Here is a 14,322-nt window from a genome sequence, read left to right as displayed (position 1 = left end):
GGGGGAGGACATCGCCGAAGAAGTCAACCGCAACCCGGGCACCATCCGAAACCAGATGCAGAGCCTCAAGGCCCTGCAACTGGTCGAGGGGGTTCCGGGTCCGAAGGGCGGGTACAAGCCGACGGCGAACGCCTACGAGGCACTCGACGTCGACCAGATGGACGAACCCGCGACGGTCCCCCTGTTCCACAACGACGAGGCCGTCGAGGGCGTCAACGTGGACGAGATAGACCTCTCGTCGGTTCACCACCCCGAACTCTGCCGCGCCGAGATTCACGTTCAGGGGTCGGTCCGCGACTTCCACGAGGGCGACGAGGTACGCGTCGGCCCGACTCCCCTCTCGAAACTCGTCATCGAGGGAACGGTCGACGGCAAGGACGACACCAGCAACATCCTCATCCTCCGCATCGAAGACATGCGGGCACCCGAAGGCGAAGCGTCTCACTGAGGCTCTCCTCTCGAAGCGCTCGAATCGAGCGTTCTCTCTTCCGCCAGCGTTAGCTCTCTTCTCACGACCCGTCGACGCTCGCCGTCTCGCCGGTCGTCCGCCGCGGACGAGCGGTCGTGGCTCTCCGATCGACTCGTCTGCGGAGGTCGGCGACGAGACGAACGATTGGTGAGCGAAAGAGCAGGAGCGACTGGTGAGCGAAAGAGCAGGAGCGACTGGTGAGCGAAAGAGCAGGAGCGACTGGTGAGCGAAAGAGCAGGAGCGACTGGCGAGCGAAAGAGCAGAAGAGAGGAGAGAAGAAACCGCGTCGGCTACCGTTCGGTCGCGTCCGCGTCTACAGACTCTCCCACGCGTCGATGGCGTGGCGAGCGTCCGTCACGTCGGCGATCCACTTCGCGGCGATGCCCTTCTTCAGCGACCGGGCGGCCGGGCCGCCGAAGACGTTGATGGGGAGTTTGCCGACGCCGGGGACTTTCACCGCGTGAGCGACGGCGTCGTCGCCGACGGAGACGACGGTGCCGCGGTCCTCGTGCGTCCACGTCTTCAGCGGCTGCCCCTTGACGGCGCGCGCGACGTTCTCGCCCGCCACGTCCGCGGCCTGCCAGGCGGCCTGCGCCGTCGGCGGCGCGACGGAGTCGGTACCCTGTTCGACGAGGGCGGAGTCGCCGACGGCGAACACGCGTTCGTCGCTCGTCCGGAAGTCGGGTTCCGTGAAGATGCGGTTCGAGCGCTCGTCCTTCTCCACGTTCGCCTCCGCGACTTCCTTCTGGCCCGTGATGCCGCCGGTCCAGATGAGGACGTCGTAGTCGAGTTCGTCGGGGTCTTCGTCCTCGCCGCCGCCGAGGTAGACGTTCTCCTCGTCCACCTTCGAGATGAACTCGCCGGTGAGGATGTCGATATCGAGCGCTTCGAGGCGCTTGCGGAGGGCCCCCTGCAGTTCGCGGTCGTTGCCGGGGAACACCTCGTCGAGGCCCTCGACGAGAGTGATGTCGATGGGCGCGCGCTGTTCGTCGCGGTACTCGGCTATCTCGCCCGCCGTCTGGATGCCGGAGAGACCCGCACCGCCGACGATGACCTTCGCCGGGTCGTCCTGCGAGGCGTCCTCGGCGGCCGTCTTCACGTCGCTGTGAATCTCGCGGGCGTCGTCGAGACTCTTCAGTTCGAGGGAGTACTCCTCCAGTCCGTCGATGCCGTAGAAGGCCGTCGCGGACCCGAGGCAGACGAGGAGGTAGTCGTAGTCGACCTCGCCGTCTTCGAGTTCCACGGTTCGCTCGTCCACGTCGACGTTCTCGACGTGGCCCTTGACGAACTCCGTCTCGGGCGCTTTGATGTCGTCGATGGGGATGGCGACCTTCGACTCGGCGCTCGGGTCGCGGATGCAGCGGTGCACCTCGTGAAGGACGAGGTGGTAGTCGTTCTCAGAAACCCAGGTGAGTTCCGCGTCGGGACCGAGTTCTTCTTCGAGTCGTTTGACGGCACCGGTGCCTGCGTAGCCGGAGCGAGGACGACGACCTGCGTGCTCATGCGAAACTGTGCGTAGGCATCGGATAAATGGCCTGCGAAACGTCCTTCACCCCAAATCGACAGACTGCGGCGCGGCGCGGCCAAAATTGCCGGTGAATCGCTGTCGGATAAATCGTGCCATTCGTGACCACGACTCGGCCGACGGCGCGCCGGTACGTCGTCGGCCGCGGCGGGTCCCTCCGGTCGCCGGCCTCGCGTCGTGAGCGGTCGGGTCCCGGACCCGTCGCCCCGTCAGTCGAGCGACAGGCCGGCGTGCCAGCGGTCGACGCCCGCCTCGCGCTTTCGCTCGTCCATCTTCGCGAGGAGGTGGACGGCGAGACTCGCCGTCTCGGCGGCGCGGGACTCGCCCTCGGTGCGGAACTCCCCGGTGACCCGGTTGGCGTAGACCGAGCAGACGGCACCGGCGCGCAGGCCGTAGACGTTCGCGATGGTCAGGAGTGCGGCCGCCTCCATCTCGATGTTCTTCACGTTCGCCTCCCGCAGTTCCTCGACCAACGACTCCGACCCCGCGGCGCGGAACCCCTCGAACCCGGGGCGACCCTGCCCGGCGTAGAAGGAGTCGGCGCTCATCGTCAGGCCGACGTGGTAGTCGTAGCCCAGTCGTTCGGCCGCGGCGACGAGGGCCGAGACGACTTCGTGGTCGGCGACGGCCGGGTAGTCCTCGCGGACGTACTCCTTGGAGGTGCCCTCCTGCCGGACGGCACCCGAGGTGATGACCAGGTCGCCCACCTCCATCTCGGGCTGAATCGCGCCGCAGGAACCCACGCGGATGAACGTCTCCGCGTCGACGCGGGCGAGTTCCTCGACGGCGATGGCCGCCGACGGACTGCCGATGCCGGTGGAGGTGACGGAGATGGGCGTCCCCTCGTAGGTTCCCGTCGCCGTCCGGTACTCGCGGTGGTACGCCTTCTCCTCCGCGTCGTCCCAGAGCGCGGTCACCTTGTCGACGCGTTCGGGGTTCCCCGGCAGGAGGACGGCGTCCGCCACGTCCTCACGGGTCAGTTCGATGTGGTACTGGACCTCGTCGTTGGGGTCCTCGCTGTCGTCCATACCCTCCCCTGCGCGGAGCGTCGTTGAAGGGTTTGTGCTTCCCCGCGTCCGCCGAGGTGCTCACTCCCGGTTCGCCTCGGCCGCCTCCAAGGTGTCCAAGGAGATGGTGTTCGGCAGGAGTTCGCCGAGCGCGTACTCCGTCGTCTCCTCGCCGCCCTCGTCGCAGACGACGACGAGGTCCTCGTCGCAGAACTCCGCGAGCGTCTGCCGGCACATCCCGCACGGGGTGACGCCGTCCCGGGCGCGGAGGAGACGGCGAGGCGGTCGAACTCGCGGTGACCGTTCTTCACCGCCTCCGCGACGGCGACTTCCTCGGCGTGCAGGCTGTTCGAGTAGTTCGCGTTCTCGATGTTACAGCCGACGAACACCTCGCCGTCGACCGTCCGGAGGGCGGCACCGACCGTGTACTCGGAGTACGGGACGTACGCCTGTTCGAGGGCTTCGCGGGCGCGCGTGACGAGTGATTCGGGCATGCGAGGCGGGTTTCGGTGGTGGACGTTTGTAGTTTGCCGTGTCGGGTCGCGTCCGGTCGACCGGTCCCGTCCGCTCGTCGGTTCGACTGCGACCGTCGTCGGTGACTCGTCGTCACCGGCCGCGGCCGTCAGTCGTCTCCGGCCCCGGCGCCGACGTCGACGGTATCGACTTCGATGCTACCCATGTCGGGCGTGCCCCGGTCACCACGAGCGGATTGAATCTTGCCCAACGCGACGGCGCAGACGTAGATGCCGACGGCGACGAGGACGATGATGCCGCCGGCCGTGACGCCGGCGTAGAAGGCGACGGCGATGCCCAGCAACACCGCGAGTTCCGCGAGGACGACCGAGACCACCAGCGACTCCGAAAAGCTCCTCGACACCTGGGTCGCGCCCGCGACCGGAACCACGAGCATCGCCGCGACGAGGATGACGCCCATGATCTGCATCGCGCCGACCACGACCATCGCCGTCAGCATCACCATCACCCGGTTGTACCAGTTGACGGAGATGCCGGAGACGGCGGCCGCCGTCTCGTCGAAGGTGACGTACAGGAGTTGGTTGCGCGTCAGGGCCACCGTCCCGACGATGACGGCGAACAGCACCAGGAGAATCGCCGCGCTCTGGGGCGACACCGTGGAGAGGTTGCCGAAGAGGAACTGGTTGACGCCGACGGCGAGTCCCCCCGCGTTGAGGCTGATGAGAGTCGTCCCCAACGCGAACCCCGTCGACAGGACGATGGCCATCGAGACGTCGTTGTAGGCGTCGGTGACCTCGGAGATGAGTTCGATGAACAGGGCGGCGATCATCGCCACGACGACGGCGGTGAGATACGGCGACACCCCGAGGTCGAGGACGGCGTTCAGGAACAGGCCGACGGCCACCCCGGCGAACCCGGTGTGGGCAAGCGCGTCGCCGATGAGTGCGAGCTGTCGGTGGACGAGGAACGTTCCGATGAGCGGCGCCATCACGCCGACGCAGAGGCCGACGAGGATGGCCCGGTGCATGAACCGGTAGCGCGGACTCACCATCTCGAGGTTCGTGAGGTAGTACGTCCAGTCCATCAGCCAGTACCACTGCTCCAGGAGCCACAGGAGGACGCCGAAGACCGGGTCGCCGACGGAACCGCTCTGCATCGGGAGCAGCAGCGACGGGTCCGCAGCGGCTGTGACGCTCGTCACGAGCGTGGCCGCGACACCTGCGCTCATCCGTCCACCTCCGCGAGGAACCGCGCCTCGGTTCCGAACGCACGGGCCAGCGCGTCGCTGTCGACGAACTCGTCGGTCGGCCCGTCGAAGTAGACCTCGCGGTTCAGGCAGACGACGCGGTCGGCGTGTTCGACGACCGCCCCGAGGTCGTGTTCGATGAGTACGACGGTGATGCCCTCGGCGTTGAGTGCCGCCAGCAGGTCGTAGAACGCGTCGACCGACTCGGCGTCGACGCCGACCGTCGGCTCGTCCAGTACGAGCAGGTCGGCCTCGCTCGCCAGCGCTCGCGCGATGAACGCGCGCTGGCGTTGGCCGCCCGAGAGGTGCGTGACGCGCCGGTCGGCGAACGCGCTCATGCCGACGGTCTCGAGCGCGTCGTCGACGAGCGTCCAGTCCCCGCTCGACAGCCGGCCGAACCCGACGTGGGGGAATCGGCCCATCTTCACCACCTCGCGGACGGTGATGGGCATCTCCTTCGCGGCGCTGGCCTGCTGGGCGACGTAGCCGATACGCTCGCCGTCGTCGAAGCGGACGGCGCGTTCACCGAACAGGCGGGCAGTGCCCGTGTCGGGGGCGAGCAGGCCCAGCATCAACTGCATCAGCGTGGACTTTCCCGAACCGTTCGGTCCGACGATGGCGACGTACTCGCCCGGGTCGATGGCCAGCGAGACGTCCTCGACCACGGGCGTCGCCGTGTAGCCGAAGGTGACGTCCGCGAGGTCGACGACCGGCTCGCTCGCCGTGGCGTCCGTGTCGGTCTCGGTGGCCGTCCCCTCGGCCGTGCCGCCCGCCCTCGCGAGGTCGGTATCCTGCGTGCTCATATCGGTTCGAAGTTCCGCCACTCTTCGAGCCAACTCTCGGAGGGGGCCGCCTCCTCGGGCGTCTTGTTTCCGAGGACGATTTCGAACGTGGGCATGTTGATGTTGTAGGCGATCTCCTCGTAGCCCCAGTTCTCCTCGACCCACTCCTCGCGAACGCCGGCGTAGGGCGTCACGGGGAAGTACGCCTCGACGGCCGTCTCGCGGACGAGCTGCTGGGCGGGGCGCTGGGACTCGAAGACGCCGTTGGCGATGTATTCGATGTCGTTCTCGCGGATGACTCTCGCCGCCTCGCTGATGTCGGCGGGCTTGACGTCGCCGCTCGCCGCGAGACTCGTCACCAGCGGCCGCATCCGCACGCCGTAGCGCACCCCGATGTACTGGAAGGCGTTGTGCGCGGCCAGTTGGACGATGTCGCGGTCGGCCCGGTCGAAGATGGCCTCGTAGTCCGAGTCGATCCGGTCGAGCACCTCGGACTTGTACGTCTCGGCGTTCTCGCGGAAGGCGTCGGCGTGTTCCGGGACGAGATCGGCGAAACCGTCGGCGATGTTGTCCACGGACTGCTTCGCGCGCCGAGGGTCCAGCCAGAAGTGCGGGTCCTGCCCACGCTGAGCCCCGACGCCCTCCTCCTCGCGGTCGAGTGACGCGGCCAGGTCCACGAGGTCGATGCCCTTCCGAGCGTTGATGAGCGCCGTGTCGACGTCGTCCCCCTCGAGTGTCTGGATGGCGCGGTCGGCCCACGGCTGGAAGTCTTTCCCGACGTGGACGAACGCGTCCGCCTCGACGATACGCTGGGTGATGCTGGCGTTGGGCTCCCAGCCGTGGCCGTGTAGCCCCGTCGGGACCAAGTTCTCCACCGTCAGCGGGGTTCCGTCGGCTATCTGCCGGCCGAAGTCGAAGAAGCTGAAGAACGAGGCCACGGCGACCGGTCCGTCGCGGCCGTCGTCGCCGTCACTCCCGGCCAGTCCCGGCGCGCTCGGCAGTGCCGTGCACCCGGCCAGACCCGCGAGCGCCGCGGCACCGCCGGCTCGGAGCGCGTCTCGTCGCGTCACCGCCCGATGTTGACGCAGTTTTCGTGTCATCTGTGTTCACCGAAACTATCGATTAGACGCATCTAATTCTTTGTTTTCTAGAGGCGCACTTGTAGTTTGTGCTCTCAAAACCACAGTGAGCCGTCCGCACGGGCGCTGGAGAGAGTCGGCTTCCGATTCGGCGCGCCGGACGACCGAAGTGGGGTGCGAATTGGACCAGACCGAACGAACCAGACCAGACCAGACCAGACCGAACCGGACCGGAAGGGGAAGCGACAAGCCTACCCGCCACGTACTCGGAGTGTGCCACCGGAATCCGAACCAGCCGTCGAGACGCCGGCCGGCCGGGAGGGACTCGGGCGGTCGATTCTCCTCGCCGTCGGCGTCGGCGTCGTCGCCATCTCCGGACTGCTCGGCTTCTTCATCGGGAGCAACGGCGCGGAAGCGGTCCCCGAGGCCAACCTCCTCGGCGGACTCCTCGTCCTGCCGACGACGCCCCTGTCGATGACGCTGTACGGCGTCGTCCTCTCCACCGTCGTCCTCGCCGCCCTGTTCGGACTCGTCGAACTCGCCTCGCGGATGGAAGACGAGCGTCGATAGCGGGTCGGCGTCGCCGCGACGCCCCGAGAGGCGCGGCGCTTTTACGAGTGCGCGACCGACCATCGACCATGCGCAGTTCCGCCACCGCGTCCGCGGACGACGACAGCGAGGAGGCGGCGTTCGACGACGAGTTCGACCCCGACGACCCGTTCGACGGCGAGGACCCCCTCGAACCCGACGCGGGGGGAAGAATCGAAAGCGCGCCGCGTTGGCCGTCTTCCCGTTCCTCGCCATCGGCCTCGGGAACGTCGTCCTGCTCCTCGGGTGGGGAATCGAACCGCTGTGGGCGTTCGCCATCCTCCCGCCCATCCTGTTCTGTTCGGTCCTCGCGTACATCGTCTTCAGCACGGACTTCCTCGACGACCGGACCTGACGCGAACCCGGTGCCCCGTCCCGTCCCCGGCGTCTACCCCCCGGTGTCGTACTTGTACGTCGTCTCCTCGGGGTCGATGCCGAAGTCCTCGGCCGTCTCCTCTATCTCCACCTCGCCGGGGTCGGGAGTGTCCGCGGGCGTGGCCGTCTTGAACCGTTCCCGCAGTTCCTCGGGCATCCGGAACCGCCCGGGTTGGACGCGCATGGCGATGGCGTCCTCGCCGCGTTCGGCGCGGACCGTCTCCAGTCGCTCCCGGAGCGTCTCCGGCAGGTCGTCGCTGTCGACCGGTTGGAAGCCGAACGTGAGGAAGTAGTCGGGTTCGACCGTGAACGTGTAGACGCGGTCGAACGACTCGTCGCTCGCCTTCGCCAACAGACGTTCGACGACGTGCGCGCCGACGCCCTGGTCGCGCCACTCTTCCAGCGTGAAGACGAACGCGAGTTCGCACCACTCCTCGTCGTCGACCTTGTGGACGCGAATCCGGCCGAACCCGGCCTTCCTGTTCGTCCGTTCGTCGAGGGCGATGACGTAGTCGCGGGAACGGAACGCCGGGTCTTCGAGTCCCGACTCCTCGATGCGGTCGAGTAACCAAACCTCTTCGCGGTTCTTGGCGTCCCGTACGTACATAGCGGGAGGTAGGCGGGCGGCCGGAAAAGGATTTGCGGGGCGTCGGACGCCCCGGCGAGCGCCTCAGTAGGGGATGAAGATGAGGCCGACGGCGAGGAACGGAATCAACAGCAGCAGCATCGTGACTCCGTAGCCGAACATGTCGCGGGCGCGGATGCCCGTGATGCCGAGGAGGGGGAGCGCCCAGAACGGTTGCAGGAGGTTGGTGTGCGCGTCGCCGACGGCGTAGGCGATGGTGGCCTGCCCCGCGGGCACGCCGAGTTCGTTCGCCGCCTGGAGGACGGTGGTGCCGATGACCGTCCACTCGCCGCCGCCGGAGGGGACGAAGACGTTGATGACGGCGGCCGTCATCCACGCGACGGCCGGGAACGTCGCCGGCGCGAGAGGGAGACGAGCGCCTCGGCCATCGTCCCCGAGAGCCCGGAGTTGTTCATCATGCCGATGATGCCGGCGTAGAGGGGGAACTGGAGGACGATGCCGCCCGTGGAGGTGATGGCGTCGTAGAACTGCTCTTGGTACGCCTTCGGCCGCGTGTAGAGCGCGAGGCCGAGGAACAGGAACAGGAAGTTGACGATGTTGAGGTTCAGCGCCGAGAGCCCCTGCGTGGCGAACGAGTAGGCGGCGAACGCGACGCCCGTGAGGGCGATGACGCCGCCGACGACCCGACTCTGATTTATCTTCTCGCCCAGCGTCGAGGGAACCGTCGCCGGGCCCGCGTCCGCGCCGACGGCGTCCGGGTCGGTGACGGCGGCGTCGTCGCCGCCGTCGGCGGCCGAGTCGAACAGTTTCGACTCGGCGACGTAGTTCGTGATGCCCTCGGCGTTCGACGGTTGGGGCGCGAGGAGGTAGAGGACGAGGGCGGTGTAGAGGATGCCGGTGACGACGAGCGTCAGCGTGTACGGGTGGAACACCGTCTCCGAGGTGGGAATCAGACCGGAGACGATGCCCTGTTCGACGAAGACGTTACCCGGCGTGTTCATCAGGAGGGGCGCAGACCCGGCGAGCCCCCAGTGCCACGTCAGCCCCATGCCCATGTAGCCGGCCAGACAGAGCAGCGGGTAGTGGACTCGCAGGTCTCGTTTGGCGGCCTGTCGGCCCATCTCGCGAGCCATCACCGCGCCGACGATGAGGCCGAGCCCCCAGTGGACCCACGCGACGACCATCGAGATGAGGCCGACGAGGACGACGGCCTGCTTGCCGTCGTTCGGCACTGCGGTCAGCCGTTCGATGCCTCGCTGGACGAGCGGGTGGTACGCGAGCGCGTAACCCGTCACGAGGATGAGCACCATCTGCATCGCGAAGCTGAGGAGCACCCAGAAGCCGTCGTACCAGTACGTCACCATCGCCGCCGGGTTCGCCCCCTCGACGACCACGCCGCCGACGAAGACGACGTAGCTCAGGAGGATGGCGAACAGGAACGGACTCGGCATCACCCGCTCGACGACGTTCGACATCCGGGCACCGAAGCGCTGAATCGCGGAGCCGGAACTCGTCTCTGTGGACATAACGGCAGGAATGGTGGACGAAACCTAGATAAACGTTCCGGATAAATTCGGGATTCGGATTAACGTTCGGGAAAGTTACTTCCCACGACGCGGACAATCAGGGTACGTCATGGAGATACCCGACACGGACGAGGTCGTCCACGAACCGTCGCAGGAGTTCGTGGAGTCGACGAACGTCCACGCGTTCATGCAGGAGTACGGCATCGACGACTACGACGAACTGATTCGGCGCACCTGCACCGACGTGGACGGGGTTGCCGAGTCGGGCGTGGACTGGTTCTGGGACGAACTCCCCGACTACCTCGGCATCGACTTCTACTCTGACTACGACACCGTCCGCGACGACACGGACGGCCCGCAGTTCTCCGACTGGTACCCCGGCGGCACCATCAACGTCGCGCACAACGTCCTCGACAGGCACGCCGCCCCCGACGCGGCGGCGCGGAACGACGTGGCCCTCATCTGGGAGGGCGAACCCGGCGACGAGCGCAAGATAACGTACCACGACCTGCACCGGGAGGCCAACCGCGTGGCGAACGTCCTGGAGTCGTACGGCATCGAGACGGGGGACACGGTGGGCCTCTACATGCCGATGATTCCCGAGGTGGTGTCCATCCTCTACGGCTGTCTCAAAGTCGGCGCCATCGCCGTCCCCATCTTCTCGGGGTTCGGCGTGGACGCGACGGCGACGAGAATCGAGGATTCGGGCTGTTCGGTGCTGTTCACCGCCGACGGCTTCTATCGCCGCGGCGGCGAGGTGACGCTGAAGGACGGCGCTGACGCCGCCATCAAGCAGGCCGGGCAGGTCGAACACACCGTCGTCTACGACCGACTGGGCATCGCGGACAGACAGGACGAGTTCATCAAGTGGACCGGCCGCGACGACTGGTGGAGCGAGACGGTCGAGGAGGCCGACAGCCACTACGAGACGAAGGAACTCCCCTCCGCGCAGGAGTCGATGCTGCTCTACTCCTCGGGGACGACGGGCGAACCGAAGGGCATCGTCCACACGCACGCGGGCGTCCTGCTGCAGACGGCCAAGGAGATACACTTCGGCTTCGACCACAAGCCCTCGGACCGCTTCTTCTGGGTGTCCGACATCGGGTGGATGATGGGCCCGTGGACGCTCATCGGCAACCACGCGTTCGGCGGCACCGTGTTCATGTACGAAGGCGCGCCGGACCACCCCGAACCCGACCGGTTCTGGCAGATGATCGAACGGCACGGGCTCACCACCTTCGGCATCTCGCCGACAGCCATCAGAGCGCTCAGGAAGTACGGCGACGAGTGGTTGGACGACTACGACCTGTCGTCGCTCCGCCTCCTCGGGTCGACGGGCGAACCGTGGGACCCCGAGTCGTGGATGTGGTTCTACGAGAACGTCGGCGGCGGCGACACGCCCATCATGAACATCTCCGGCGGCACCGAGATATGCGGCTGCTTCCTCATGCCGATGCCGACCCAACCGCTGAAGCCGTGTTCGCTCGGGGGGCCGGGACTGGGGATGAACGTCGACATCGTGGACGAGACGGGCGAGAGCATCGCCGACACGCACGAACGCGGCTTCCTCGTCGCCCGCGACTCCTGCCCGTCGACGACGAAGAGCCTCTGGTCCGGCGACGAACGCTACCTCGAGGAGTACTGGTCGACGTTCGAGGACCCACCGCTGTGGGACCACGGCGACTGGGCGCAGAAGGACGAAGACGGTTTCTGGTTCCTCCACGGGCGCGCGACGACGCCCTGAACGTGGCCGGCCGGAAGGTCGGTCCCGCGGAGATAGAGAGCGTCCTCATCGAACACGACGCCGTCAACCGGGCCGCCGTCGTCGGCGTCGACGACGAGACGACGGGCACCGCCGTCGTCGCCTACGTCGTCCTCGAAGACGGCGTCGAATCGAGCGAGGAGTTGCGCGAGGAACTGCGCGAGTTGGTCGGGGACGAACAGGGCAAGCCGTTCCGCCCGCGCGAACTCAAGTTCGTCTCGGAGTTCCCGAAGACGCAGTCGGGCAAGATAATCCGCCGCGCCATCGCCGCCGTGCACCAGGGCGACGACCCCGGCGACCTCTCCAGCATCGAGAACCCCGACGCACTGGACGAGATACGCGAGGCGCGCTGAAGGGGGCGACGGCGCTCCGCGAAACGAGGCGAGAGCGCACGACGGCGCTCCGCGAAACGAGGCGAGACGCGGGGGGCGAACGCCCGGTCCTCAGAGCACGTCCGCGACGGCGATAGACCGCGCTTCGGGACCCGTCCCGACGCTCACGTCGCCGACCGTCCCCTCGTCGGGGAACACGACCACCGCGCCGGCCAGAATCGGCGCGAGGAGGCCGGCGGCGACGACGCCCGGTCGGTCGAACGAGTCGCGGACGACCACGGCGTCGCCGGGGGCGACGTCGCACCCTTCGACGACGGCGACGGCCGCGTCGAGGAGGTCCGCGTGGGCGTACGTCCGTCCGTCGGCCCGGAGGACGGCGTCCGACGGCGACACGTCCGACGGGTGGACCGCGGGGTTCTCGCTCCACACCTCCTTCTCCCAGTGCGTCGTCTCCGGTCGGTCCGGCGCGCCGCCGTAGACGGCGAGTTTGTGTCCCGGCGGGAGGTCGAACTCGGCCTCGCGTTCGACGCCGACCACCGTCGCCCGGCGGGGGCGACGACGCGTCCGCGCCGAAGGCGGTGACGGCCCCCAACTGCGCCGCGCCGTAGAACGTGAGGACGGGTTCCGGGAGGAAGTCGGGGGCGACGGCGACCCCGTCGCCGGCGCGGACGCCGAGGTAGCGGAGGACGTTCCCCGCCTTGTACGTCGTCGTCACGAAGTCGTAGTAACTGTACGAACGGCCGGAGGCGTCGTCGCGGAGGGCCGGCGCGCCGGTCCGGCGGTCCCGGGCGACCAGGTCGCCGACGACCCTCGCGTCGGCCACTCGCTGCGGCGGTGCGTCGGAGGTCACGCCCGCAGAGAGGGCGGCGACCGGCAAAGGTCCATCGTCCCGCCGCGGCGGTCCGATTCGGCCGGAACTATCGAACTGACTACGTGTCCCGGTCGGCGCGCGGGGTGCCGATATACTCGGCGAATTGACAATCTCCTTCGAGCGTAAAATGACATAATAGGAATAGCTCCCCAGTATCGTGTGGTGGCATGACATGTCAATGAGAGCCGTGGTCTATCAGGGACCGAAGGACGTAGCGATAGAGGAAGTCGACGAACCGGAGATAGAACACCCGAACGATGTCCTCATCGACATCACGACGACGGCCATCTGCGGGTCGGACCTCCACATGTACGAGGGTCGGACCGCCGCGGAACCGGGCATCGTCTTCGGGCACGAGAACATGGGTATAGTGACCGACGTCGGCGACGGGGTGGACACGCTGAAGGAGGGGGACCGCGTGGTCGCGCCGTTCAACGTCGCCTGCGGCTTCTGTGAGAACTGCGAGGACGGCTACACCGGCTTCTGTACGAACGTCAATCCGGCTTCGCCGGCGGCGCGTACGGCTACGTCGCGATGGGCCCGTACAAGGGCGGACAGGCGGAGAAACTCCGCATCCCGTACGCCGACTTCAACGCGCTGAAACTGCCGGAGGGCGACGAACACGAGGACTCGTTCTCCCTCCTGGCGGACATCTTCCCGACCGGGTGGCACGGAACCGAACTCGCCGGTCTGGAACCGGGCGAATCCATCGCCGTCTACGGGGCGGGACCGGTGGGTCTGATGGCGGCCTACAGCGCCAAGATAAAGGGCGCCGCCGAAATCTACGTCGTCGACCGGGTGCCGAGTCGCCTCGAACTCGCCGAGAAGCACTGCGACGCGACGGCCATCAACTTCGAGGACGGCGACCCCGTCGAGCAGATAATCGACGCTCACGGCGACGAAGTCGACAGAGGCGTCGACGCCGTCGGCTACCAGGCCATCGACCCCGAGAAGGTGCGTGACTCCGACGAACCGTACGACCCGGCCAAGGAGAACCCGGCCGTCGTCCTCAACCAACTCATCAAGACCGTCAGGCCGACGGGCCAACTGGGCATCCCCGGCCTGTACGTCCCCTCGGACCCCGGCGCGCCCGACGAGATGGCCGCGCAGGGTCGCCTCGGCATCGACTTCGGGAAACTGTTCGAGAAGGGACAGCGTCTCGGAACCGGTCAGTGCAACGTCAAGCAGTACAACCGGGAACTCCGCGACCTCATCATCCAGGGTCGCGCGGACCCGAGTTGGGTCGTCTCACACCGCGTCGGCCTCGACGAGGCACCCGAGATGTACGAGGCGTTCGACAAGCGCGAAGAGGGCGTCACGAAGGTACTCCTCGAACCGTAGCGTCGTCCGCGTCAGCGTCCGCACCCGCGATTTTTTCGCTCGGTCTCAGGCCCGCACCCACGCCTTCGGGTGGTCGTCGCGCAGGTGGTCGTGGTACATCTCGACCATCTCCGGATACGTCGTCGTGAGGGCGTGCCACTCGCAGTGGTCGCACTTGCCTCTCACGACTGCACGGTAGCCTGACAGCATCTGTTCGGTCATCACCTGCAACAAATCGCAGTCGGTGATATAGTTTTGGGTGAGAATGTCAGCCGTGAGAACTGATACCGCGGGTGGCGGGGGCAATAGCCATGTTCGTTCGGTGAGAAGACGGGTCCAACATGTGTCTCTACTGCATGATGAACGAGGGCTGGTCGCGC

General features: G+C 67.2%; 8 protein-coding genes and 7 pseudogenes. 5 read left to right on the top strand and 10 right to left on the bottom strand.

What is annotated here, in order from left to right:
• Window positions 1-448, top strand: a 448-nt coding sequence (locus GJ632_RS11265) for an HTH domain-containing protein (protein ID WP_191452959.1), incomplete at its 5' end; no start/stop codon positions are given.
• Window positions 449-782: 334 nt separating this feature from the next.
• On the opposite strand, the pseudogene GJ632_RS11260 reads toward GJ632_RS11265, so the two are convergent.
• The 6 genes and pseudogenes from GJ632_RS11260 to GJ632_RS11235 all read right to left on the bottom strand — a co-directional run bounded on the left by GJ632_RS11260 (window position 783) and on the right by GJ632_RS11235 (window position 6,573).
• Window positions 783-1,972: pseudogene (locus tag GJ632_RS11260) on the bottom strand (NAD(P)/FAD-dependent oxidoreductase).
• A gap of 231 nt (window positions 1,973-2,203) precedes the next feature.
• Entirely contained in the window at window positions 2,204-3,022 is an 819-nt protein-coding gene (locus tag GJ632_RS11255; RefSeq protein WP_089810542.1) for a nucleoside phosphorylase, read from the bottom strand.
• 60 nt (window positions 3,023-3,082) lie between these two features.
• Window positions 3,083-3,495, bottom strand: a pseudogene (cdd, locus tag GJ632_RS11250) (cytidine deaminase).
• Window positions 3,496-3,623: 128 nt separating this feature from the next.
• Window positions 3,624-4,703: a metal ABC transporter permease gene (locus GJ632_RS11245; protein WP_191452958.1), complete on the bottom strand. Its 1,080-nt coding sequence runs from the start codon at window positions 4,701-4,703 to the stop codon at window positions 3,624-3,626.
• Complete coding sequence (locus GJ632_RS11240) at window positions 4,700-5,524, bottom strand: metal ABC transporter ATP-binding protein (RefSeq protein WP_191452957.1); 825 nt, start codon at window positions 5,522-5,524, stop codon at window positions 4,700-4,702. The genes GJ632_RS11245 and GJ632_RS11240 overlap by 4 nt, the downstream gene beginning before the upstream one ends.
• Window positions 5,521-6,573 (bottom strand): metal ABC transporter substrate-binding protein, encoded by a 1,053-nt coding sequence (locus GJ632_RS11235; protein ID WP_343161139.1) that lies wholly within the window; start codon window positions 6,571-6,573, stop codon window positions 5,521-5,523. Before GJ632_RS11235 ends, GJ632_RS11240 begins: the two co-directional genes overlap by 4 nt.
• Window positions 6,574-6,855: 282 nt before the next feature.
• Between GJ632_RS11235 and GJ632_RS11230 the strand changes: the two genes are divergently transcribed.
• Window positions 6,856-7,152: a hypothetical protein gene (locus GJ632_RS11230; RefSeq protein ID WP_343161138.1), complete on the top strand. Its 297-nt coding sequence runs from the start codon at window positions 6,856-6,858 to the stop codon at window positions 7,150-7,152.
• A gap of 178 nt (window positions 7,153-7,330) precedes the next feature.
• A pseudogene (locus GJ632_RS11225) lies at window positions 7,331-7,525 on the top strand (hypothetical protein); the annotation flags it as partial.
• 33 nt (window positions 7,526-7,558) lie between these two features.
• Here the strand turns inward: GJ632_RS11225 and GJ632_RS11220 are convergent.
• Together GJ632_RS11220 and GJ632_RS11215 are read right to left on the bottom strand one after the other, a co-directional pair.
• A complete protein-coding gene (locus GJ632_RS11220; RefSeq protein WP_089810556.1) occupies window positions 7,559-8,152 on the bottom strand; it encodes a GNAT family N-acetyltransferase in 594 nt (197 codons plus the stop codon).
• 63 nt (window positions 8,153-8,215) lie between these two features.
• A pseudogene (locus GJ632_RS11215) lies at window positions 8,216-9,606 on the bottom strand (short-chain fatty acid transporter).
• 160 nt (window positions 9,607-9,766) lie between these two features.
• On the opposite strand from GJ632_RS11215, the pseudogene GJ632_RS11210 reads away from it, so the two are divergent.
• Window positions 9,767-11,772, top strand: a pseudogene (locus tag GJ632_RS11210) (AMP-binding protein).
• 90 nt (window positions 11,773-11,862) lie between these two features.
• Here the strand turns inward: GJ632_RS11210 and GJ632_RS11205 are convergent.
• A pseudogene (locus GJ632_RS11205) lies at window positions 11,863-12,574 on the bottom strand (AMP-binding protein).
• Between the two features lie 226 nt (window positions 12,575-12,800).
• On the opposite strand from GJ632_RS11205, the pseudogene GJ632_RS11200 reads away from it, so the two are divergent.
• Window positions 12,801-13,963: pseudogene (locus GJ632_RS11200) on the top strand (glutathione-independent formaldehyde dehydrogenase).
• A 45-nt stretch (window positions 13,964-14,008) separates the two neighbouring features.
• Here the strand turns inward: GJ632_RS11200 and GJ632_RS22100 are convergent.
• Window positions 14,009-14,164 (bottom strand): hypothetical protein, encoded by a 156-nt coding sequence (locus GJ632_RS22100; RefSeq protein WP_177232700.1) that lies wholly within the window; start codon window positions 14,162-14,164, stop codon window positions 14,009-14,011.
• Between the last annotated feature and the right edge of the window lie 158 nt (window positions 14,165-14,322).

Source organism: Halogeometricum sp. CBA1124 (genome assembly GCF_009741955.1).
Taxonomy (GTDB): domain Archaea; phylum Halobacteriota; class Halobacteria; order Halobacteriales; family Haloferacaceae; genus Halogeometricum; species Halogeometricum rufum.
The sequence above is the reverse complement of the archived record's forward strand: the minus strand, read 5'-3'. Positions and strand labels throughout refer to the sequence as shown.